This is a genomic window from Teichococcus coralli, assembly GCF_009829925.1.
GTDB classification, from domain to species: Bacteria; Pseudomonadota; Alphaproteobacteria; order Acetobacterales; family Acetobacteraceae; genus Pseudoroseomonas; species Pseudoroseomonas coralli.
Genome location: NZ_SNVJ01000013.1, coordinates 87,884 through 110,513, shown reverse-complemented (window position 1 = coordinate 110,513; position 22,630 = coordinate 87,884). Strand labels below are relative to the sequence as shown.

At 70.7% G+C, this 22,630-nt stretch carries 20 protein-coding genes; 11 read left to right on the top strand and 9 right to left on the bottom strand.

The genetic code is table 11. The features are described from left to right. Nucleotides 1–61: 61 nt before the first annotated feature. The 3 genes from E0493_RS15225 to E0493_RS15215 form a co-directional block, all read right to left on the bottom strand. On the bottom strand, nt 62–577 hold the full coding sequence (locus tag E0493_RS15225; RefSeq protein ID WP_160938082.1) for a GNAT family N-acetyltransferase: 516 nt from the start codon (nt 575–577) through the stop codon (nt 62–64). A 421-nt stretch (nt 578–998) separates the two neighbouring features. Continuing rightward, nucleotides 999–2,036, bottom strand: a complete 1,038-nt coding sequence (locus E0493_RS15220) for a YihY/virulence factor BrkB family protein (RefSeq protein WP_160938080.1) — start codon at nt 2,034–2,036, stop codon at nt 999–1,001. A 112-nt stretch (nt 2,037–2,148) separates the two neighbouring features. Next, on the bottom strand, nt 2,149–2,880 hold the full coding sequence (locus tag E0493_RS15215) for a GNAT family N-acetyltransferase (RefSeq protein ID WP_160938078.1): 732 nt from the start codon (nt 2,878–2,880) through the stop codon (nt 2,149–2,151). Between the two features lie 122 nt (nt 2,881–3,002). Between E0493_RS15215 and E0493_RS15210 the strand changes: the two genes are divergently transcribed. Continuing rightward, nucleotides 3,003–3,794: a ferredoxin--NADP reductase gene (locus E0493_RS15210; protein WP_160938076.1), complete on the top strand. Its 792-nt coding sequence runs from the start codon at nt 3,003–3,005 to the stop codon at nt 3,792–3,794. A gap of 108 nt (nt 3,795–3,902) precedes the next feature. Then, nucleotides 3,903–4,262 (top strand): hypothetical protein, encoded by a 360-nt coding sequence (locus E0493_RS15205; protein WP_160938074.1) that lies wholly within the window; start codon nt 3,903–3,905, stop codon nt 4,260–4,262. A gap of 231 nt (nt 4,263–4,493) precedes the next feature. Here the strand turns inward: E0493_RS15205 and E0493_RS15200 are convergent, their stop codons facing one another. Beyond that, a complete protein-coding gene (locus tag E0493_RS15200; protein WP_160938072.1) occupies nt 4,494–5,927 on the bottom strand; it encodes a chlorohydrolase family protein in 1,434 nt (477 codons plus the stop codon). A gap of 91 nt (nt 5,928–6,018) precedes the next feature. Then, the gene (locus tag E0493_RS15195) at nt 6,019–6,780 is read right to left on the bottom strand and encodes a ZIP family metal transporter (RefSeq protein WP_160938070.1); all 762 of its coding nucleotides are present in this window, start codon (nt 6,778–6,780) and stop codon (nt 6,019–6,021) included. Nucleotides 6,781–6,980: 200 nt separating this feature from the next. Here E0493_RS15195 and E0493_RS15190 point away from each other — a divergent pair, with 200 nt between their 5' ends. The 3 genes from E0493_RS15190 (at nt 6,981) to purH (ending at nt 11,956) form a co-directional block, all read left to right on the top strand. After that, on the top strand, nt 6,981–7,205 hold the full coding sequence (locus E0493_RS15190) for a zinc-finger domain-containing protein (RefSeq protein WP_160938068.1): 225 nt from the start codon (nt 6,981–6,983) through the stop codon (nt 7,203–7,205). Then, complete coding sequence (gene polA / locus E0493_RS15185; protein WP_160938066.1) at nt 7,192–10,068, top strand: DNA polymerase I; 2,877 nt, start codon at nt 7,192–7,194, stop codon at nt 10,066–10,068. Before E0493_RS15190 ends, polA begins: the two co-directional genes overlap by 14 nt. A 310-nt stretch (nt 10,069–10,378) precedes the next feature. After that, entirely contained in the window at nt 10,379–11,956 is a 1,578-nt protein-coding gene (gene purH, locus E0493_RS15180; protein ID WP_160938064.1) for a bifunctional phosphoribosylaminoimidazolecarboxamide formyltransferase/IMP cyclohydrolase, read from the top strand. A 190-nt stretch (nt 11,957–12,146) separates the two neighbouring features. On the opposite strand, the gene E0493_RS15175 is transcribed toward purH, so the two are convergent. Continuing rightward, nucleotides 12,147–12,674, bottom strand: a complete 528-nt coding sequence (locus tag E0493_RS15175; protein WP_160938062.1) for a GNAT family N-acetyltransferase — start codon at nt 12,672–12,674, stop codon at nt 12,147–12,149. A gap of 9 nt (nt 12,675–12,683) precedes the next feature. Then, entirely contained in the window at nt 12,684–13,262 is a 579-nt protein-coding gene (locus E0493_RS15170) for a helix-turn-helix domain-containing protein (RefSeq protein ID WP_160938060.1), read from the bottom strand. 321 nt (nt 13,263–13,583) lie between these two features. Between E0493_RS15170 and E0493_RS15165 the strand changes: the two genes are divergently transcribed. Next, nucleotides 13,584–14,798, top strand: a complete 1,215-nt coding sequence (locus E0493_RS15165) for a DNA recombination protein RmuC (RefSeq protein ID WP_160938058.1) — start codon at nt 13,584–13,586, stop codon at nt 14,796–14,798. A gap of 18 nt (nt 14,799–14,816) precedes the next feature. Here the strand turns inward: E0493_RS15165 and E0493_RS15160 are convergent, their stop codons facing one another. Then, nucleotides 14,817–15,140 (bottom strand): hypothetical protein, encoded by a 324-nt coding sequence (locus E0493_RS15160; RefSeq protein ID WP_160938056.1) that lies wholly within the window; start codon nt 15,138–15,140, stop codon nt 14,817–14,819. 207 nt (nt 15,141–15,347) lie between these two features. Here E0493_RS15160 and E0493_RS15155 point away from each other — a divergent pair, with 207 nt between their 5' ends. The 4 genes from E0493_RS15155 to E0493_RS15140 all read left to right on the top strand — a co-directional run bounded on the left by E0493_RS15155 (nt 15,348) and on the right by E0493_RS15140 (nt 20,464). Continuing rightward, on the top strand, nt 15,348–17,189 hold the full coding sequence (locus E0493_RS15155; RefSeq protein ID WP_160938054.1) for a glycoside hydrolase family 15 protein: 1,842 nt from the start codon (nt 15,348–15,350) through the stop codon (nt 17,187–17,189). Between the two features lie 103 nt (nt 17,190–17,292). Further along, the gene (locus E0493_RS15150; RefSeq protein WP_160938052.1) at nt 17,293–17,547 is read left to right on the top strand and encodes a DUF2171 domain-containing protein; all 255 of its coding nucleotides are present in this window, start codon (nt 17,293–17,295) and stop codon (nt 17,545–17,547) included. 556 nt (nt 17,548–18,103) lie between these two features. Continuing rightward, entirely contained in the window at nt 18,104–18,811 is a 708-nt protein-coding gene (locus E0493_RS15145; RefSeq protein WP_160938050.1) for a sugar transferase, read from the top strand. Nucleotides 18,812–18,931: 120 nt separating this feature from the next. Next, a complete protein-coding gene (locus E0493_RS15140; protein ID WP_160938048.1) occupies nt 18,932–20,464 on the top strand; it encodes a lipopolysaccharide biosynthesis protein in 1,533 nt (510 codons plus the stop codon). Nucleotides 20,465–20,574: 110 nt separating this feature from the next. On the opposite strand, the gene E0493_RS15135 is transcribed toward E0493_RS15140, so the two are convergent. Continuing rightward, nucleotides 20,575–21,450 carry a glycosyltransferase family 2 protein gene (locus tag E0493_RS15135; RefSeq protein WP_235913804.1) on the bottom strand — a complete coding sequence of 292 codons (876 nt, stop codon included), beginning with the start codon at nt 21,448–21,450 and terminating at the stop codon, nt 20,575–20,577. A 402-nt stretch (nt 21,451–21,852) separates the two neighbouring features. Here E0493_RS15135 and rfbF point away from each other — a divergent pair, with 402 nt between their 5' ends. Beyond that, nucleotides 21,853–22,629, top strand: coding sequence for a glucose-1-phosphate cytidylyltransferase (gene rfbF, locus E0493_RS15130; RefSeq protein ID WP_160938044.1), 777 nt, complete (start codon nt 21,853–21,855; stop codon nt 22,627–22,629). Nucleotide 22,630 lies beyond the last annotated feature (1 nt).

The window sequence follows — 22,630 nt, the reverse complement described above, 5'->3', positions numbered from 1 at the left end:
CAGCGCGAAACGTTTCCGCCGCCGCGCAGCCGAAGCGGGAGAATACGGCCCTAAGTTCCTGTTACGGCGGCATCTTGTCGCCCACCCCCAGGCTGCGCTGCATGTACACCACATCCAGCCAGCGGCCGAATTTCAGCCCCGCGCTGCGCAACAGGCCGACCTGGCGGAAGCCCAGGGAAAGATGCAGGCCGATCGAGCCGACATTCTCGGAATCGCCGATCACGGCGAACATCTGCCGGAAGCCCGCCTGCTCGGCGCGCTCCAGCAGGCCTGCCACCAGGCTCTTGCCGAGGCCCTGGCCGTGCACGTCGTGCCGGACGTAGATCGAGTCCTCCACCGAGAAGCGATAGGCGGAGCGCTCCCGCAGCGGGCTGAAATAGCCGTAGCCCAGCACCTCGTCCCGCTCCTCGGCCACCAGCCAGGCGCAGTTGGCCTGGCGGATGCGGGCCATGCGGGCGGCGATCTCCTCCTGGCCGGGGGGAACCTCCTCGAAGGTGCCGGTGCCGGTCAGGACATGATGGGCGTAGATCGCGGTCATGGCCGGCAGGTCGTCAGGGGTCGCTTCGCGTAGCGGCATCCAGGGGCTCTCCGCAGGGGGCAGTCGTCTCTCGCCCCAGGGGTAGGCGGGGCGGCGGGGGACGGCAAGCGCCGGGACGTTTCCGCCGCACCGCCATGGCTCCGCTGCGCGGGAACCCCCCGCCCCCCGCGAAAGTTGCCGCCGCCCGCGCGGCGGGCGCGCGGCAGCTCCGGCACGTGCGGCGGGACCGGATTGTCGCCGGCCGCGCGGAGCGCCGGGCGGCGACACGGCCATGGCGTGGAGGGGGCGGCGTGGAGGGGGCGGCGCGGCGTGGCCGGCGCGCCGGTCCCGCGCCCGCGGCCCCCCGGAACTCGGCCCCCCGGCCCTCGGCCTGGGCGGGGCCGCCAGGCGCGACGGCCGCATCACGGCATCGCAGCGGCGCAGCAGCACAGCGGCGCAGCAGCACAGCGGCCGGGCGGGATCAGCTCTTGGCCACGGTGTCCGCCATCCGGGCGCCGCGCTGGCCCATGCGCTGTTCCGGGCCGGTGGTGGTGTCGCTCGCGGTCTGGTGCTCCATCTCGGCGTTCAGCTCGGCCCCAAGCAGCACCACGATGCCGGAAAGCCACATCCAGGTCATGAAGCCGATCACGGCGCCCAGCGAGCCGTAGGTGGCGTCGTAGTTGCCGAAGTTGCTGACGTAGAAGGAGAAGCCGAAGGACAGCAGCGCCCAGAGGATGGCGGCGAAGCCGCTGCCCCAGGTCACCCAGCGCCAGCGCGCCTTCTCGCGGCTGGGCCCGAAGCGGTAGAGCGCCGCCAGCAGCACCGTGATGCCCAGCAGCAGCAGCGGCCAGCGCGCGATCCGCAGCAGCCATTCGGCGGCGCTGCCCAGGCCGACGAAGTTCAGCACCACCGGCACCACCACGATGGCGGCGATGGACAGCAGGGTGAAGACCAGCGCGCCCAGGGTGAAGGCCAGCGTGGTCACCGTGAGGAGGATGAAGCTGCGCTTCTCCTTCTCCTCGTAGACGACGTTCAGGGCGTCGAACATCGCCTTGGTGCCCTGGTTGGAGCTCCAGAGCGCCACCAGCAGGCCGGCGATGGCGCCGAAGCCGAGCGCGCCGGTCTGGCTCGTGGTCACGCGCTGGAGCTGCTCGTTGATGATGTCCATGCCACCGCCGGGCACGAAGCCGGCCAGCATGCTGACATGCTGCTGCACCGTCTGCGGGTCGGCGAAGAGGCCGTAGATCGAGACCATCGCCGTCAGCGCCGGGAACAGCGACAGCAGCGCGTAGAAGGTGATGCCGGCGGCCTCGGTCATCACCCGGTCGTTGTTGGCCTCGATGGCGCTGCGCTTCAGGATGCTCCACCAGCCGCGCCGCGGGATCTGCGAGGGCTCGCGGGCCTCCCGCCCAAGCGCGCGGCGGTCCTCCGGGCTTTCCTCGGCGCGCTGCTCGGCCGGTTCTCTGGAAGTTGCGCGTGGTGCGCCGCGGGCGGTCTTTGACCGGCTGAAGAACGACATGACAGGGTCCCCGTCGCTGAAGGGTGGCGGGCGCCGTTCTGGCGCGCCACCGTAACGTCGGCAGTGCAACGGCGCAGGCGGGCCGAAGTTCCCGCGCCGCAGCGTCCGCAGGTCAGCCTTTGGGCCGCGGCGCCCCTTCTCCGGCGCGGAGCGGCTGCCGCGCCACACCCTTGTGGTCGAAATTCCCATCCGCCAGCCAGGCGGCGATGGCGTCGCGCCGGGCGGGCCATTCGTCCTCCAGGATGGAGAACCAGGCGGTGTCGCGCCGCCGCCCCTTCACCACGAGATGCGCCCGGTGCAGGCCCTCCGGCACGAAGCCCAGCCGTGCCGCCGCCCGCTGCGAGGGGGCGTTCAGGGCGTTGCACTTCCAGACCAGGCGGCGGTAGCCGAGGTCGTCCATGGCGTGGCGCATCAGCAGGAACATGGCCTCGGTGGCGGCGCGGGTGCGCTGCATGCGGGGGCCGAACCAGATGTTGCCCAGCTCGATGGCGGCGTTGGCGGGCTGGATCTCCATCAGCGTCAGCCAGCCGGAGGCGCGGCCGGAGACATGCGGCCGCACCGCCCAGGCCATCGGGTCGTGCGTGGTGGCGAAGCCGGCGATGAAGCGGCGGAAGGCGGGGAGGTCCGGGAAGGGGCCGTAGCCCAAATAGGCCCAGCTGTCCTCGGCGCCGCGGGTGGCCTCCCACAGCTCCTCCGCATGGCGGAGGCCGAGCGGCTCCAGCGTGACGGTCGTGCCGCGGTGCGGGACGCGCGCGGGCAGCGGGCGGGGGGTGGGATCGACCTCGGGCCCCACGGGAGGGGCGACCGGCGGAACCTGGGGTGTGGCGTCGGGGGCGGTTGTCATGATAGGCGAGGCTGGACCGCAAAGGCGCCGTGGCGCAAGCCGCGCCGTTCTCCCCCCCACGCCCCCATTTCCCGGCGCGGAGCCGCTTGTTCCGCGCGCGGGCGAGACAAATCTTTCCGCCGATGAACGCACCCGCCCCCAACGCCGCCTTCTTCACCGAGACGGTCGAATACGTCCACCACTGGACGGACCGGCTGTTCACCTTCCGCTGCACGCGCGACGACGCCTTCCGCTTCCAGGCCGGGCAGTTCGCGATGATCGGGCTGAAGGTGGACGGCAAGCCGCTGCTGCGCGCCTATTCCATGGTCTCGGCGCCCTACGACCCCTACCTGGAGTTCCTCTCCATCAAGGTGCCGGACGGGCCGCTGACCAGCCGGCTGCAGCACATCCGGCCGGGGGACCAGGTGCTGATCGGCCGCAAGTCGGTCGGCACGCTGCTGCCGGACAACCTGCTGCCCGGGCGCACGCTGTGGATGTTCGGCACCGGCACGGGGCTCGCGCCCTTCATGTCGCTGGTGAAGGAGCCGGAGGTCTATGACCGCTTCGAGCGCGTGGTGCTGCTGCACGGCGTGCGCGAGGTGAAGGAGCTGGCCTACCACGACTGGCTGAGCCAGGAGCTGCCGCGGCACGAGCTGCTGGGCGAACTGGTGCGGGACAAGCTGGTCTATTACCCGACCGTGACGCGCGAGCCCTTCCGCAACCAGGGCCGCGTGACCGACCTGATCGAGAGCGGCAGGCTTTGCGCCGATCTCGGGCTGCCACCGATCTCGCCGGAGCAGGACCGGGTGATGCTCTGCGGCAGCCCGGAGATGCTGGCCTCGATGAAGGCGCTGCTGGAGGCGCGCGGCTTCGAGGAAGGCTCGAACAACCGGCCGGGCCACTATGTCATCGAGAAGGCCTTCGTCGAGAAGTAGGCGCCACACTCCGTTGCGAAGCGTGCGACACCGTCACGCGCCGGCGCGTTAGCCTCCCCGCAGGAGGGCGGCCCCCGCCGGCCCTCCCGAGAGCCAAGGGAGACCCTGATGCGCAAACTGCTGATCCCGGTCATGGGTGCCGCCTTCCTGGGGCTGGCCGGCCTGGCCGCCGCGCAGCCCGCCCCGCCCCCCGGCCCCGGCAATGGCGGCCCGCCCGCCGCCGGCAACGAGGCGCCTCCGGGCCCCCCGATGCGCGGGCCCGGCGGCCATGGCCACCCGGATGGCGGGCGCGGCCCGGGCGGCGGGATGATGGGCCCGCACCATCCGCCGCCACCGCCCGGCGCGGCCTTCATGCTGCGCCGCGGCAACGATTCCATCGCCATCCACTGCTCCGAGCGCGAGTCGATGCAGGCCTGCGTGAACGCCGCCTCGGCGATGCTCGACAAGATGGGCAGCGCCCTGCGCTGAAAGGGAGAAAGGCTGGGGGAAGGAATTCCCTCAGGCCCCCTTCTTTTTTCTTTGCGTTTTGTGCGGGATGGCGGGCAGCGCGGTCCAGGCCCGGAGCGCCGGATGTGGTCGCCAGGGCTGCTTCAGCCGCGGCGTGAGCGCGCTTCACCGGCACGACAAAGCTGGCAGAAAAACGAAGTGGGGGGTCGGGGGAGAGAATTTCTTCTCCCCCCGGTTCCGCCGCCGGGGCGTTCAGCCCTGGAAGGGGGGGAAGCTGGAAGGCGAGAGCTGTTCGATGTTCCGCCCCGCCCAGTCGCGCTGCTTCATGCCGTTCCACATGGCCTCGGCGCCCTCCTGCACGGCGCGGCCGAGTTCCACCGGGTCGTAGCCCGGCACCACGCCGTCCCGCATCACCACGCGGCCGTCGATGATGGAGGTTTCGAGGTCCTCCGCCGTGGCGGAGAAGACGAGGTTGCGGATCGGGTCGCGCAGCGGCGTCATGAACATGGAATCCGCCTTCCAGACCAGCAGGTCCGCCTTGGCGCCGGGGGCGATGCGGCCGAGGTCGTCGCGACCGAGCGCCCTGGCGCCGTTCAGGGTGGCGGCGTTGAACACGTCGACGGCGGTGGCGACCTGGGTGCGGCGGTCCACGATCTTGCTGACCACCGAGGTCCAGCGCATCGCCTCGATCATGCTTTGCGGGCAGGTGTCGGTGGCCAGCGTCATGTTGACGCCGCGCGCCTGGTAGCGGGCGAAGCTCTCCATGGCGATGCCGCGGCGGGCGAAGACCCAGACGGCATGGGCCACGTTGGCGCCGGTATCGGCCAGGATGCCGATGTCGTCGGCCTGGTAGTTGGCCCAGCTGCTCTCGCCGGGAATGATGCAGTGGCCGAGGATGCAGTTGGGGCCGAGGAAGCCGATGCCGTTTAGCCACTCAATCGGCGTGCAGCCGTTGCGCCGCGTCATCTCGTGGAACTCGGGCACGGATTGCGAGACGTGCAGCGCCAGCGGCACGCCCATGGCGCGGGAGGCCTCGGCGGAGCGGCGCAGCAGCGCCTCGGAGCAGGTATCCACCTGCATCGGCGTGAGGAAGCCCTTGATGCGGCCGTTCTCGCGCCCGTCCACCTGCTCGATGAAGCGGATGGCGGCGTCCATGGCGCCGAAGCCGTCATCCTCGGACCACTCGTATTCCACCGCGCGGCCGTTGGCGGTGAACCAGCGGCCGGAGCGGTAGCCCTGGCCGATATAGGCGCGGAGGCCGCAGCGGGCGGCATGCTCGGCCACCACGTCGCCGTGCCAGCCGATCTCCATGATGGTGGTGGTGCCGGTGCGCAGCAGCTCGGGCATCGAATAGGCGATGCAGGCGCGGCGCGCCGCCTCGGTGATGGCGCCGTCCCGCGCCGAGAGGAACTCGAACAGGCCGGAAAGGTAGAACTGCCGCGGGCCGCGGTCCTCGACGAAGCTCTTGTCGAGCGGGCTCTCGGAGAGGTGGGCGTGGGTGTTGATGAAGCCGGGGGTGACGACCTTGCCGGTGGCGTCGAGGGTGGCGTCCACCGGGCCGTCGAAGTCGCGGCCGACATGGAGGATGCGGTCGTCCTCCAGCACCACCACCCCGTCCCGCAGGTGGCGGTGGCCGCCCTCCTGGTAGGCGATGACATGCGAGGCGCGGATCAGGGTGCGGGCCAAGGGAGGTCTCCTCAGGGAGCGGCGGGCGGTCGTGCTGCGATGGCGCCAGCCTTCCCCAGGGGTCCGGCCGGGTCAACCGCCGGCGGCGCGCTCAGCCGCCGCCGAGATGCGCCAGGGCGAAGGCCACCAGGAAGCCCGCCACGGTGATCAGCCCGGCATAGTCGTGCGCCGTCTCGAAGGCCTCGGGGATCATGGTGTCCGCCAGCATGGCGAGGATGGCGCCGGCGGCCACGGCGTTGGTGGCGGCGGTGACTTCGGGCGGCGCGTCGGCCAGGGCCAGGTTGCCGATCAGCGCGGCGAGCCCAGAAGCCAGCGCGATGCCGCCCCAGACGCCGAAGACATAGGAGGCGGGGCGCCCGGCGCGGCGCATGCCGGCGGCGCTGGAAAGGCCTTCCGGCATGTTGGACAGAAAGACCGCGGCCACGGTGGAGATGCTGACCCCTGCCCCGCCCAGCAGACTGACGCCGATCACCACCGATTCGGGGATGCCGTCCAGCAGGGCGCCCACCGCGATGGCCAAGCCGCCGGAGCCGGCTTCCGGCTGCTGCGCTCCGGAGGCGTGGCCGGAGCGCTTGCGGTGGCGGGCGCCGTGGCGGGCGAGCGCGACGTTGGCGAGGGTATAGACGAGGGCGCCGGCCAGGAAGCCGCCGGCGGTGGGGAGGAGGCCGCCCTCGTTGAAAGCCTCGTCCATCAGGTCGAAGGCCACGGCGGAGATCAGCACGCCGGCGCCGAGCGCCATCACCCCCGCCACCAGCCGCTGCGGCAGGGAGGCGAACCAGGCGATGGCGGCGCCGAGCACAAGCGCGAGGCCGCCGAGCAGGCCCCAGAGGCCGGCCTGGATCGAGAGGGGCATCGGCGGGAACTCCCGGAACGTGGCGGACAGGGGATGAAGGACGTGCGCGAGGGCCGGTTGCGCGGGGCGCACGGGCTTGTGTGGCATGGGCGCCGTCCATTCCCGTCATGCCCCGGCCCCGACTGGCGGGCCGGTCCCGCTGCCCCTATGTTCCGCCCAGTTCCGCTCCCATCGTCCTGCCCCAGCACGGGAAACCAGCCATGCGCGACCCGAACCTGACGCAATACACCCCGAAGGCGCTCGCCGGCGTGACGCCGGAGGAGCTGATCGAGGTCCACAGCCGCGTGGTGGCCTGCGACGGCGGCGAGCGGGCGCTGGGCCATCCGCGGGTGTTCCTGCGCATCGAGGACCGGCAGGTGACCTGCCCCTATTGCTCGCGCACCTACGTCCTGGCCGAGGGCGCGGGCGACGATGGCCACCACTGAGGCGGCCAGCGTCACCCCCGAGATCCTGGCGGAACCGCCGAAGGAAGCCGAGCCGCACCTGATCCTGGTGGACGGCTCGGGCTACATCTTCCGCGCCTTCCACGCCCTGCCGCCGATGAACCGGCCGGACGGGACGCCGGTGAACGCCGTGTTCGGCTTCACCAACATGCTCGCGCAGTTCCTGACCAAGCATGCGAGCTCGCATATCGCGGTGGTGTTCGATGCCTCCCGCGTCACCTTCCGCAACGCGATCTACGACCAGTACAAGGCGCACCGGCCGGAGGCGCCGCCGGAGCTGGCGCCGCAGTTCGGGCTGATCCGCGAGGCGACCGCCGCCTTCAACGTCGCCTGCGTCGAGCGCGAGGGCTTCGAGGCGGACGACCTGATCGCCGCCTATGCCCGCGCCTTCGAGGGCAAGGGCGGGCAGGTCACCATCGTCTCCTCCGACAAGGACCTGATGCAGCTCGTTCGTCCCGGCGTGCAGCTGCTCGATCCGATCAAGCAGAAGCCGATCCGCGAGCCGGAGGTGCTGGAGAAGTTCGGCGTCAGCCCGGACAAGGTGGTGGACGTGCAGGCGCTGGCCGGCGACAGCACGGACAACGTGCCGGGCGTGCCGGGCATCGGCATCAAGACCGCCGCCGCGCTGATCACCGAATACGGCGACCTGGAGGGGCTGCTGGCCGCCGCGCCGCAGATCAAGCAGCCGAAGCGGCGCGAGGCGCTGATCGCCCATGCCGAGCTGGCCCGCATCAGCAAGCGGCTGGTGACGCTGGACGCCGCGGCGCCGCTGCCGCATCCCGTGGACGAGCTGGTCGCCAGGCCGCCGGAGCCGGGGCGGCTCGCCGGCTTCCTGCGCGAGCAGGGCTTCCGTTCGCTGCTGCACCGGATGGGGCTGGATGGCGACGCCCAGCCGGAAACGGCGCCGGTCAGCCGGCCGCGCTACAACGCCCCTTCCCCTTCCCTTGCCCCGGCCGCGCCGGAGCCGGAGGCCGCGCCGGCCGCCGATGCGGCGCCCTTCGGCGGCTACGAGACGATCACCGAGGCCGCCGCCCTCGCCCCCTGGATCGCCGCCGCGCGCGAGGCGGGGGTGATGGGGCTGGACACCGAGACGGACAGCCTGGACGCGCTGCACGCGAAGCTGGTCGGCATCTCGATCGCGGTGGCGCCGGGCCGCGCCTGCTACATCCCGCTCGGGCACGGCGCGCCGCCGGGGAACGGCGACATGCTGCAGGAGGCGCCCGCCGCGCCGGTGCAGATGTCGCAGGCGGAGGCGGTCGCCGCGCTGAAGCCGCTGCTGGAGGACCCCGCGGTCCTGAAGGTGCTGCACAACGCGAAGTACGACCTGGAGGTGCTCTGCCGGGCGGAGAACGGCGGCATCGCCGTCGCGCCGGTGGATGACACCATGCTGATCTCCTACAGCATGGAGGCCGGGCGGCACGGGCACGGGATGGACGAGCTTTCGGCGCTCCATCTCGGCCACCAGCCCATCACCTATGACACGGTGACGGGCACCGGGCGCGCCCGCATCCCCTTCGGGCAGGTGGCGCTGGACAAGGCGACCGCCTATGCCGCCGAGGATGCCGACGTCACGCTGCGGCTGTGGCAACTGCTGAAGCCGCGCCTGCGGCCGGACCACGCGCTGGCGCTCTACGAGCAGGTGGAGCGGCGGATGGTCGCCGTGCTGCGCGACATGGAGCTGGCCGGGATCAAGGTGGACGGCGCCGAGCTGGCGCGCATCGGCGAGGATTTCTCGCAGCGCATGGTGGAGCTGGAGAAGCAGATCCATGAGCTCGCGGGACGGGCCTTCAACATCGGCTCGCCGAAGCAACTGGGAGAAATCCTGTTCGACGAGCAGAAGCTGCCCGGCGGCAAGCGCGGCAAGGCCGGCGCCTGGGGCACCGACGCCGCGGTGCTGGAGGAGCTGGCGACGCGCGGGCACGCGCTGCCGCGCCGGGTGCTGGACTGGCGGCAGCTCGCCAAGCTGAAGTCCACCTATGTCGAGGGGCTGGCGGCGCAGATCGACCCGCGCGACCGGCGCGTGCACACCGACTTCTCGATGGCGGTGACCTCGACGGGGCGGCTCTCCTCGACCGAGCCGAACCTGCAGAACATCCCGATCCGCACCGAGGAGGGGGCGCGCATCCGGCGCGCCTTCGTGGCCGAGCCCGGGCATGTGCTGCTGGCCGCCGACTACTCGCAGATCGAGCTGCGGCTGCTGGCGCACCTGGCCGACGTGCCCTCGCTGCGCGATGCCTTCGCCAAGGGGGAGGACATCCACAGCCGCACCGCCGCCGACATCTTCGGCCTGGCGCCGGACAAGGTGGACCGCGAGGCGCGGCGGCGCGCCAAGACCATCAACTTCGGCATCATCTACGGCATGTCGGCCTTCGGGCTGGCCTCGCGGCTGGGGATTCCCCCGGCCGAGGCACGCTCCATCATCGACGCCTACTTCTCCCAGTATCCCGGCATCCTGGAGGAGATGGAGCGGCTGAAGTCCGAGGCGCGGGAGAAGGGCTACGTGCTGACGCCCTTCGGGCGGAAGCTGTGGATCGACGGCATCCAGGCCAAGGAGCAGGCACGGCGCGGCAACGCCGAGCGCGCGGCGATCAACGCGCCCTTCCAGGGGGGCGCGGCCGAGATCATCAAGCGCGCCATGGTGCGGATGCCGCGCGCGCTGCAGGAGGCCGGCCTGAAGGCGCGGATGCTGCTGCAGGTGCATGACGAACTGCTGTTCGAGGTGCCGGAGGGCGAGGTCGAGGCCACCGCCGAATGCGTGCGGACCGTCATGGAGGGGGTGGCGGCGCTGCGGGTGCCGCTGAAGGCCGAGATCGGGCACGGGGCGAACTGGGGCGAGGCGCACTGAGAGCGCCGCGAGGGGCGCCGCCCCTCCCGGACCCGCCCCGCCAGGACCCTGAGGTTTCCGGACTTCCCGACTGATGGCGGGGTCCGGGGTGGCACCGCCACCCCGGCGGGGGTGCAGGGGCAGCGCCCCCTGCCCTCCTCCCGCAGAACGCCCTCAGCCGACAGGGACACGCCTTCTCCCCCCGGTCGGCGCGCTCCGCTCCTCCGAAGGGGTAGGCGCGGTATCCCTGCCCTGCGCCGCTTCCGGTTGAGCCGCGCGCCGCGAGGGTCTATCCCGCGCGCCAGCAGACTGCTTGGAAGGCTTGCCCGCCATGGCCGACATCGTGACCCTTCGCCGCGCCCTGATCTCGGTGCATGACAAGACCGGATTGCTGGACTTCGCCCGCTTCCTGGCGGGCCAGGGGGTGGAGATCCTCTCCACCGGCGGCACCGCGCGGATGCTGCGCGAGGGCGGCATCACGGTGGTGGACGTTTCCGACCATACCGGCTTCCCCGAGATCCTGGACGGGCGGGTGAAGACCCTGGTGCCGCAGATCCATGGCGGCCTGCTCGGGCGGCGCGCCGACCCGGAGCATGTGGCGCAGATGGAGCAGCACCGGATCGCGCCGATCGACCTGCTGGTCTCCAACCTCTACCCCTTCGAGGCCACGGTGGCGAAGGGCGCCTCCCATGAGGAGACGGTGGAGGAGATCGACATCGGCGGGCCGGCGCTGACCCGCGCGGCGGCCAAGAACCACGAGGATGTGGCGGTCATCACCGACCCGGCGCAGATGGCCGGGGTGCAGGCCGAGATCGAGGCGCAGGGCGGCACCACGCTCGCCACCCGCAGGCGGCTCGCGGCGGCGGCCTTCGCCCGCACCGCCGCCTATGACACGGCCATCGCCACCTGGTTCGCCGGCAGGCTGGAGCAGGACTTTCCCGCGCGCCTGGCCGTCGCCGGCGCGCTGAGGCAGACGCTGCGCTACGGCGAGAACCCGCACCAGCAGGCCGCCTTCTACACCGACGGCTCGAACCGGCCGGGCATCGCCACCGCGGCGCAGGTGCAGGGCAAGGAACTGTCCTACAACAACCTGAACGACACCGACGCCGCCTTCGAATGCGTCGCCGAGTTCGAGAACCCGGCCATTGTCATCGTCAAGCACGCCAATCCCTGCGGCGTGGCGGAAGGCGGCTCGCTCGCCGCCGCCTGGGACCTGGCGCTGCGCTGCGACCCGGTCTCGGCCTTCGGCGGCATCGTCGCCGCGAACCGGAGGCTCGACGCCGCCGCCGCCGAGCGGATCTCCGCCATCTTCACCGAGGTGGTGATGGCGCCGGATGCCGACGAGGAGGCCAAGGCGATCTTCGCCAGGAAGAAGAACCTGCGCCTGCTGCTGACCGGCGGCCTGCCCGACCCCGCCGCGCCGGGGCGCATCATCCGCTCGGTCTCCGGCGGCTTCCTGGCGCAGTCGCGCGATGCCGGGCGCGTCACCGAGGCGGCGCTCAAGGTGGTGACGAAGCGCGCGCCCACCGGGCAGGAGATGGCCGACCTGCTCTTCGCCTTCCGCGTGGGCAAGCACGTGAAGTCCAACGCCATCGTCTATGCCAAGGGCGGCGCCACCGTGGGCATCGGCGCGGGGCAGATGAGCCGGGTGGACTCCGCCCGAATCGCCGCCTGGAAGAGCGCCGAGGCCGCCAAGGCCGCCGGGCTGGAGGCGCCGCTGGCGCACGGCTCCGTGGTGGCCTCGGACGCCTTCTTCCCCTTCGCGGACGGGCTCCAGGCCGCGGCGGCGGCCGGCGCCACCGCGGTGATCCAGCCGGGCGGCTCGATCCGCGACAAGGACGTGATCGCCGCCGCCGACGAGGCGGGGCTCGCGATGGTGTTCACCGGGATGCGGCACTTCCGGCACTGAGGAAAAGCCGGGGGGGGGGGAATGAATTCTCCCCCGGAACCCCCTCTTCTTCGTTTTTGCCGGTTTTTTCAGCGCTGACGAAGCGCGCGCATGCCGGGGCTGAAGCAGCCCTGGCAATGGCCGCGGGGAACCGCCGCCTCCACGGGCGCGACCGAAAACTCGCAAAAGAAAGATGGGGGTCTGGGGGAATTCATTCCCCCAGCCTTTTGTACATGAAGGTCGTGCTGACGCCCGAGCCGTCATTGTCCAGCGCGTAGCCCGGCACCTGCCCGGCGGGCCGCCAGCCGAGGGAGCGGTAGAGCGCCTCGCCGGCGTCGCCGCTGCGGGTGTCCAGCACCAGCATCGGGCGGCCGAGGTCGCGGGCGAGCGCCTCCAGCGCCAGCATGACGGCGCGGCCGATCCCCTGGCGGCGGGCTTCCGGGTGGACCATCACCTTCGAGATCTCCGCGCGGTGGCGGCCGTTCGGCATGCCGGCCAGGGCCAGCGCCCCGGTGCCCAGGATGCGGCCGCCCTGGCTTGCCCCACCGCGCGCCACCAGTACGCGGCGGGAACCCTCGCGCAGCGCCGCCGCCTGGCCTTGCCAGAAGCCTTCCGCCTCACCCTCCCGCATCGGCAGCAGGAAGCCGATGCTGGCGCCGTCGCCAACACAGGCGCGCAGCAGGGCCGCGAGCGCCGGCACCGCCGCCGGCAGGGTTTCCGCGGTGAGTTCCTCGATCATCGGCTGTTCCTAGGGTTGGCAGAGGGCCAGGACGTAGCGGGCGGCGCCGCCGCCCGGCGGGCAGTGGAAGCGCGTCGCGCCATGCAGGCGGTAGCGCAGGCAGTCGCCGGGCGAGAGGCGGTGGGTGACGCCCTCGACGGTCAGTTCCAGCGCGCCTTCCAGCAGCCAGAGGTGGTGCTCCAGGCCGGGCTGCGGCGAATCCGCGTAGGCGATGGCGGCACCGGGCGGCAGGCGGCCCTCCAGCATCTCGCCGCGCAGGCCGGGGCCGGGCGGCGAGACGGTGCGGCGGCGGAAGCCGGTCTCGGGGTCGGTCCAGCAGGGCTGCGCGGCGGCGGGAACCAGGGGCGGCGCGCTTTCCTCCACCTCGCGCATCAGCCAGGAGAGCGTGCGGCCATAGGCGGCGCAGAGGCGGCCGAGCATGGCGGCGGTCGGGCTGGCCTCGCCGCGCTCCAGGCGGGACAGGGTGGCACGGCTGATGGCGGTGCGCTCGGCCAGGACCTCCAGGGAGAGACCCTGCTCGGCGCGGAGCCGGGCGAGGCGGGTGGCCAGGCGGCTTTCCAGCGGGTCGGGCGCGAGTTCATCTCTCATGGGAGATAAATTCTCTCATAAGAGAAATGACGTCAAGCGTCCGGCGGCCTCCTCCGCCATCGCCCTGGGGAAGCGGGGAAGCGGGGAAGACTGGATGCTCCCCATCGGACGTATCCGTCCGATCCCCCTTTTCTTCTTGCCTGTCCGTTTTGCCGCTTTGGCCGCGCGCGCCCGCAGGCGGCTGTCAGGAATGCCCCGCGCCACGGGCGCATCGAAAACTGGTAGAAGAAGGAGGGGGTCTGGGGGAGCTCACTCCCCCAAGCTTTCTGCGGACCCACCCTCCGTGCCTGAGGAATGGTGTCCTTCGCTCCGGAGCCCTGGATGTCCGACTGGATTCTGCCGCTTGCCTGTGTCGCCGTGCTGATCACGCTGGGCCTGCTCGCGCTGGCTCTGCGGCGGCGCCCCGCTGGTGACGGCGGCGCGACCATGGAGGGCTTCGCCCTGCTGGCCGGCAAGCTGGAGGCGCTGGCCGGCACGCAGGAGCGGCTGGCCGGCATGACCGCCGACCGGCTGGCGCAGCAGGACCGGCTGCTGGCCGAGCGCCTCGCCGCCACCACCGAGGCGCTGAACCGCGGCATCCTGGCGCAGAACCAGCGGCTGGACACGGCGCTGGCGACGCAGAACGAGCGGCTGGCGCGCAGCCTGGCCGATTCGGCGCAGCGGACGCAGGAGACGGCGGGGCAGATCCAGGAGCGGCTGGCGGTGATCGACGCCGCGCGGCAGAACATGGAGGCGCTGGGCAGCCAGGTGAGCACGCTGGCCGGCATCCTCGGCAACAAGCAGTCGCGCGGGGCCTTCGGGGAGATGCAGCTCCGGCAGCTCATCGAGGACCGGCTGCCGCCGGACGGCTTCGCCTGGCAGCACACGCTCTCGACCGGGGTGCGCTGCGACTGCCTGATCCGCCTGCCCTATCCGCCCGGGCCGGTGGTGGTGGACAGCAAGTTCCCGCTGGAGGCCTGGCAGGCGCTGCGCGACGCCGAGGACGCGCCGGCCCGCACCGTCGCCGCCCGGCAGTTCAGCGCCGACATGCGCAGGCATGTGGACGACATCGCGCGGAAATACCTGATCCCCGGCGAGACGGCGGAGGGCGCCATCCTGTTCGTGCCCTCGGAGGCGGTCTTCGCCGAGCTGCACACCGGCTTCGCGGCGGTGGTGGACGAGGCGCAGCGCAGGCGCGTCTACGTCGCCTCGCCGACCACGCTTTGGGCCATGCTCTCGGCCATGCGGGCGCTGATGCAGGACATCCGGATGCGGGCGCAGGCCGGCCGAATCCAGGAGGAGGTGGGCAAGCTGATGGGCGATATCGGCCGGCTGAACGACCGCGTCGGCAAGCTGAAGGGGCATTTCGCCCAGGCGCAGGACGATATCCGGCAGATCGACATCAGCACCGACAAGATCCTGCGCGTCGGGGCGCGGATCGAGGCGGTGGAGGTCGAGGAGGAACCCGCGGCGCTGCCCGCCGCGGAAGGCACGGCACAGGCGCCGGTCCTGTGGCCGGCTGGCGGCGGCCCTGGAGACCCGCCGGGAGGGCCGTGACCCCCCCTGCCCTCGCCGTCAGGGGCGGTGCAGGTCCTTGCAGTCCACCCACCACTGGGTCGTGGCGACGGCGTCGGTGATCGCGCCGACAATGCCGCCCGACTGCTGCGCGAATTCCAGCACGCAGAGCGGGCCGGCGGGGGAACCCACCTCCGTCACCGTGACGGTCCGGCAGCCGTCCGGCGAAAGCCTGCCGCCGCTCTGAAGCGTCTGCTCCATCTTTTCGCGCGAGGGGCAGGCGGCGATCCGCAGGGGCTCGGCCGCGCTGGCCTCCCCCAGGCAAAGGAGGGCGGCGCCCATGGCAGCGCCCAGGGCGGCGGCGGCGGCAACGAGACGTGGCATGGCGTGGGTCCCTCAAGGCCGTTCAGCAGGGAGACGCGGGAGCCTGCCGGCCGGTTTCACCGCGCCGGGCGCGGTTCGGGCCTGAAAATGGGCAACGGAGTCGCCCTCCCCCATGTTCTTCAGACTTGTGAGGGAGGTTGCAATGCTCCTGGAGCCCGAAGCGCGAGGCGGCCGCGCGGCCGCCGGCCAGCGGGGGAGCCGCTGAACATGGCGCTCCGCATCGAGGACTACGCCCTGATCGGCGACACCGAGACGGCCGCGCTGGTCGGCCGGGACGGGTCGGTGGACTGGCTGTGCTGGCCGCGCTTCGACAGCGGCGCCTGCTTCGCCGCGCTGCTCGGCTCGCCGGACCACGGACGCTGGCGGATCGGGCCGGCCGCCCGCGAGCCGCAGGTGCGCCGGGCCTATCGCGACGGCACCATCATCCTCGAAACCTGCTTCGAGACGCCGGAGGGCGCGGTGATGCTGGTGGACTGGATGCCGGTGCGCAACGGCGCGCCCCATCTGGTGCGGCAGGTGATCGGGCAGCGGGGGCGCGTCCCCATGCGGATGGAGTTGACGCTGCGCTTCGACTACGGGCGCGACGTGCCCTGGGTGACGCAGCTCCCGGACGGGGATGAGGGCATCTGCGCCATCGCCGGGCCGGACATGGCGGTGCTGCGCTCGCCCGTGCCGCTGCGGGGCGAGGACATGCGCACGGTGGCGGAATTCGAGGTGGCGGAAGGGCAGTCGCTCACCTTCACCCTGGCCTATGGCCCCTCCCACCTCCCCGTTCCCCCGCCGCTGGACGCCGAGGCGGCGGCGGCCGAGACGGAGGCGGCCTGGCGGGATTGGGCCGGAAAGGTCGAGGAGGCGGGCCCCTGGACGGAGGCCGTGCGGCGCTCGGCCGTCACGCTGAAGGCGCTGACCTACCGGCCGACCGGCGGCATCGTCGCCGCGCCCACCACCTCCCTGCCGGAATGGCCGGGCAACGAGCGCAACTGGGACTATCGCTACTGCTGGCTGCGCGACGCGACCTTCACCCTGCTGGCGCTGCTGCGCACCGGCCATGTGGAGGACGCCCGCGCCTGGCGCGACTGGCTGCTGCGCACGACCATGGGCAGCCCCTCGCAGGTGCAGATCATGTATGGCATCGCCGGCGAGCGGCGGCTCTCCGAGTGGCAGGTGGACTGGTTGCCGGGCTTCGAAGGCTCGAAGCCCGTCCGGGTCGGAAACAACGCGCACAGGCAGTTGCAGCTCGACATCTACGGCGAGCTGATGGACGCGCTGCACCAGGCGCACCGGCGCGGGCTGGCGATCACCCCGGCGGCCTGGGACCTGCAGCGGTCGCTGATGGACCACCTGGAGAAGGTCTGGGAAGAGCCGGACGAGGGGCTGTGGGAGCCGCGCGACCGCCGGCGCTGCTTCACCCATTCCAAGGTGATGGCCTGGGCCGCCCTGGACCGCGCCGTGCGCGGCATCGAGGCCTTCGGGCTGGAGGGGCCGCTCGACCGCTGGCGCGCGCTGAGGAAGACCATCCACGCGGAGATCTGCGACAAGGGCTACGACGCCGACCGCGGCAGCTTCGTGCGCAGCTATGGCTCGCGCGAGGTGGATGCGAGCCTGCTGCTGCTGCCCACCATCGGCTTCCTGCCGCCGGAGGACCCGCGAATCCGCGGCACCATCGCCGCCGTCGAGCAGGACCTGCTGACCGACGGGCTGGTGCGGCGCTACCGCACCGAGCATGTCTCGGACGGCCTTTCCGGCCGCGAGGGCGCCTTCCTGGCCTGCAGCTTCTGGCTCGTGGATGCCTATGCGCTGACCGGGCGCCGGGCGGAGGCGGTGGCGCTGTACGAGCGGCTGCTGGCCTTGCGCAACGATGTCGGCCTGCTCTCGGAGGAGTACGACCCGCGCGGCGGGGCGATGCTCGGCAACTTCCCTCAGGCCTTCTCGCATGTCGCGCTGGTGAACGCCGGCTACACCCTGGCCGACACCGGGCCCGAGGCGCGCCAGCTGCGGACCGGCACGCCGGCCGGCCCGGACCCCGAGGCGGGCCGCGCGCACGCGTGAGCGGCGCCGCAGGCGGGCGGGGCGCGCCGCCGGCATCCCGGGGCGCCGGCTGCCGTTAAGAGGCGGCGGGAAGCGGTTCCCGCCAGCGAGAAGGAGGCAAGCCATGGTGGACACCACGCGGATCCGCGAGCACATGCCGGTGCAGGACTGCAACGGGCTGCCGATCGGCACGGTGGACAAGCTGGACGCCGGCCGCATCAAGCTGACGGCCGCCGGCAGCGCGGACGGCCAGCACCATTTCCTGCCGCTTTCGGAGATTTCCGCCGTGGACGAGGAAAAGGTCACCACCCAGTTGAGTCGTGACGAAGTCCTGCGCCTGCTGCACAGCGGCGCGCAGCGCCGGCACACCGAGGCCTGAGCGGAGCGGGCGGCCGGAGACGCGCCGCGCCGCCCAGGCGGCCAGCGCGGCGCGAGGCCCGGCGGCCTGCCCACTTCGTGAGACGATGAAACCCCGGGTTGCATCGACCATGCAGAAGCTTCGCATGGAATGCGCGGAGGGCCGTCCGCGCCTGTCAGTAACCTGTGAGCGTTCGGCTCAGCACCTTGCCTCGCCGAAGGCAAAGACCGAAGAATGCGCCACGCAGCGCAAAAGCCGCTGGCTGCGAGGAAACCCAAGCAAGACCGAGCGGTTATAGCTGGCATTCTTCGGGGGCCGGCCGCAAAAAACACTTCCCCTGCGGCCCAGAAGACGGCAATCAGAAATCGCACCGCTGCAGCGCAGCAAACAACCGTGAGTATACACCTGCGGTTGATAATCGGTGTTTCGGCTCAACTTCACTCCGACGCGGACGCACAGATAGTTTATGAGATTTGGTTAACTAAAGGGAAAAACGTTCTACCAAACGTTTTTTTTGTGTGTATTTTTAGACGTCATCGCACGGATATTCCAAGCCGCCTGTGACCGGAGTCCCTCTATGACCCATACAAACTGGTTGAACAATATCCAGATCGACAAGACTACGAGTCTGGACGAGAGACTGTATGGATCCACTGCTCCGGTCCGGCCGGCCTGGCACCATGCCGGCAAGCGTGTTCTTGATGTGACAGCTTCAGGCGCGGCGCTTCTTGTGCTGGCGCCGCTTTTTATTCTGCTCTCCCTCATCATCATGCTGGATGGCGGACCGCCGGTCTTCGGCCACCAGCGCATCGGCCGCAACGGCCGCACCTTCCGCTGCCTGAAGTTCCGCAGCATGGTGCCCAACTCCTCCGAGGTCCTCGCCCGGCTGCTGCGCGAGGACCCCGAGGCCGCACATCTCTGGGCCACGACGCGCAAGCTGCCGAAGGACCCTCGCGTCACGCCGATCGGGCGCTTCCTGCGCGCGACCAGCCTGGACGAGCTGCCGCAGCTCATCAACGTGCTGCGCGGCGAGATGAGCCTCGTCGGCCCGCGGCCGGTGGTGCAGGAGGAGCTGACCGAGCACTACGGCATCGCCGCGGCCAGCTACATGTCCGTGCGGCCGGGCATCACCGGCCTGTGGCAGATCAGCGGCCGCAGCGACACCAGCTATGCCGAGCGCGTCGCCCTCGACTGCCGCTACGTGCACGAATTCTCCTTCTGGTCCGACCTCAACATCCTCTGGCGCACCATTCCGGCCGTGCTCGCCGGGCGCGGCGCCTACTGAGCGAAACCGGCGGCGTGAGCCATCCGTGCATGCGAACCCCGCCGTGACGGCGGGGTTTTGCATTTCCGGCAGCCTCGTGAGGGCCCTCGGGTCCGCGCCACCCAAGGAACCACGGAAACAATGATCGCGCGCAACGTCCTCGCCAACCTGATCGGCATGGCGATTTCCATCGGCGTGCAGGCGGGGCTCGCCTTCGGGGGATACCGTCTCGCGGGCGCCGAGCAGTACGGGCTGATCGGCTTCTTCACGGTGATGCTGATCGCCGCCGCGATCTTCGACAACGGCCTCGGGCAGACCGTCACGCGGGCCGTGGCGCGCAACCAGGTGGAGGCGCCGGCGACCACCAGCACGCTCGTGTTCAGCTTCGCGCTGATCTATCTCGCCCTCGCCTGCCTGCTGATCCTGGCGGTCTGGGCGGCCGCGCCGCTGCTCGCCGCGTACTGGCTGAAGCCGCAGCACATCAGCACGGCGGAGGTGCGCGAGTGCCTGGTGCTGATGGGCTTCGCCATCGGCATCCAGCGGGTGCGCGGCATCTTCCAGGCCACGCTGGAGGGGCTGGAGCGGCAGGTGCTGAGCAACCTGCTGCTTTCCGCCTCCGGCCTGCTGCGGCTCACCCTCGGCCTGGGCGCGCTGGCCTTGGTGGCACCGACGGCGGAAGCCTTCTTCTGGGGGCAGGTCATCGCCAGCGTCTGCGAATCCGTCACCTTCGCCTGCGTGGTCGGGCGGGTGGTTCCCGGCGCCTTGCGGCCGCAGCGGCCGGAAGGCGGGCTGATCTGGCAGAGCCTGCGCTTCGCCGGCGTCAACATGGCCGCCGCCGCCACCGGAACGCTGGTGCAGATCGCCGATTCGCTCGTGGTCAGCGCCGTGCTGCCGCTGGCGGTCTTCGGCAAGTACTCGCTGGTGTCCACCATGTGCTCCGCCATGGTGCGGCTGACGGCGCCGCTGATCACCGCCTCCTTCCCCCGCATGGCCGCCTATGTGCGCGCCGAGCGCGTGGCCGAGCTGCGGCGGCTTTTCTTCACCGCCTCGCAGGCGACCTTCGCGCTGATGCTGACCGCGGCCGGCGCGCTGGTGTTCTTCGGCGAGGCCTTCCTGGAGCTGGTGAGCGGCGACCCCGCCGCGAGCGCCGACTTCGCGCCCGTGCTTGCCGCCCTCGCCATCGCCTACGCGCTGAGCGGCCTTTGCCGGCCCTCGCACGCGCTGCAGATGGCGGAGGGCGACCCGGCCACCGCGCTGCGGATCAACCTGGTGACCGGCGCGCTGTATCTGCCGGCGATCCTGCTGCTGACGCCGCGCTTCGGCGTCATGCTGCCGGCGCTCTGCCTGACGGGCGCCAACCTGCTCGCCTTCGTGCTGTTCACCGCCACGGCCTTCCGCGGGCGCCTGCGCGGCGAGGCGCTGCGCTGGCTGCGGAGCAGCGTGCTGCCGCAGGCGGCGGCGGTCGCCGCCACCTATGCCGCCCTGCGGCTGCTGAGCGAGCCGACGCTGCCGCTGGCCGCCCGGCTGGCCATCGCCGTGGCGGCCTCCGGGGTGGCGCTGGGCGCGGCCGCGCTGGTCAGCAACCACGTGCGGCCGCCCCTGCTGCAGGCCTCACGGCGCATCCTGTCGCGCCCGCGCCCTCGCCCGGACAGCGCCTCCGCCACGCTTTCCTGAGCCGTTCCCCGCCCCGGGGGAGCGCGCGCCGCACGGAAAAGCGGGGCCGGTGGATCGCTCCACCGGCCCCGGTCACGCGTCAGGCGGAGGCGGCCCCTTGGGCCGCCTGCTCACAAAGGGTGCGCGCTGCTGTTGCCGCTGCGGGTGCGCGCCCGTTCGAGCTGCGCCAGCGTGCGCACCACCGGCGCCATCAGGGGCAGGCGGTACTTGGCATACATCAGCATCTGGATCGCGTTGCGGCGCATGATGGCGCCGCGGCAGGCGCGCCAGACCTCGGGCGGCAGGCGGTGGCGCAGCACCTGCGTCATCGGCAGGTGCGGCAGCCAGCGGTAGAGCGCCTTCGGCTGGTTGCGGACCAGCGTGCGGTGGTAGTGGTCCTCGGTATGCGCCTCGCGGGTGAGCAGCACCTCCGGCAGTTCGAGATGCTCGCCCTCCAGGAGGTTCAGCGCCATGACGATCCAGTCATAGCCGAAGACGTCGATGTCGGCGGGGAAGCTGCGCTTCAGCGCCTCGGTGCGGAACACGCCGTAGAAGCGCGACACCTCGCCCGGGTCCCAGAAGAAGCGCGCCAGGCGCTCCCGCTGGTCGCCCCGCAGGGCGAAGGTGCCGTTTGAGAGCTCCTGCGGCCCCTCGGGCAGGGCCATGATGACGCGCGAGGTGCTCGCCACGGCGGCCGGATTCGCGGTCAGGTTCGCGAGGTTCTTGCGGACGAACTCCGGCGCCCAGACATCGTCGTGGCAGGCCCACATGAAGTAGGGCGATTCGGCCTGCATCAGGACGAAGCGGAAATTGCCGCAGATGCCGAGATTCTCCGGCTGCCGCACGACCGTCACGCGGGAGTCCTCGCGCGCATAGGCCTCGCAGATCGCGACGGTGTCGTCGGTCGAGCAGTTGTCGGAGATGATCAGACGCAGATTCCGGTGCGTCTGGGAAAGCAGGGAATCGATAGCCACTCTGATCTGATCACCACCATTGCGAACAGGCATGCCGATCGTGACTAGCGGTTCATCCATCATGCTGAGCATTCCCGGTCGGGCGGTGGGTTTCCGGAGTGCCGCAGGCTGCAGCCCTCTCGCAGGTCTGCAGCATTGTGTAAAAAAAACTGCTCCATGCACGCGGAAATAATACAAATTTCTGAGATTGCGGGCAGGTGCGCGAGAGGCCTCCGGATTTCGGTCGAAGGGCGGCGTGCGGTGAGCGCCGGCTCAGGCGACGAGGCCTTCATGCCATGTTGCCAAAATCTTGAAAATCACGAAGCAGTTGAAGTAACCAATCAGTGATGATCGTCATTCTGTACAAAACGCGAATAACGCACCAGAATGAGAAACTGTCGCGGGAATAAGACAGTTCCCATAATATCGGTTTCGCCCAGAGCGAGGGTTCGCAGAATGAAGGCAGTAATCTTGGCCGGTGGACTTGGCACCCGACTTTCGGAAGAAACGACCGTGCGGCCCAAGCCCATGGTCGAGATTGGCGGGAAGCCCATCCTCTGGCACATCATGAAGATCTACAGTGCCCATGGCATCAACGATTTCATCGTTTGCCTGGGGTATCGTGGCAATGTCATCAAAGAATATTTTAAAAACTACTTCATGTATATGTCGGATGTCACCTTTGATCTTCGTGAAAACAAGGTCGAGATCCACAATGCCCGGGCTGAGCCTTGGCGTGTGACCCTGGTTGACACAGGCGAGGCCAGCATGACTGGCGGTAGAATTAAGAGGGTACTTCCTTACCTTCGTGGCGATGACGCCTTCTGCCTGACCTATGGTGACGGGGTTGGCAATGTCGACATCGCTGCAACCGTCGCGCTGCACCGCAAGGAAGGCCGGCTGGCCACCATGACGGCCACGCAGCCGGCCGGGCGCTTCGGCGCGCTGCGGATCGAGGGCAACCAGGTGAAGGCCTTCAAGGAGAAGATCCAGGGCGACGGCGGCTGGATCAACGGCGGCTTCTTCGTGCTGAGCCCGCAGGTCGGCGACTACATCGAGGGCGACAGCACGGTGTGGGAGGACGCGCCGATCGAGCGCCTCGTCGCCGACAACCAGATGAGCGTGTACCAGCACAACGGCTTCTGGCATCCAATGGACACCATCCGCGACCGCGCCCATCTCGAGGGCCTCTGGGCCTCGGGCAAGGCCCCCTGGCGTATCTGGGAGTGCTGAC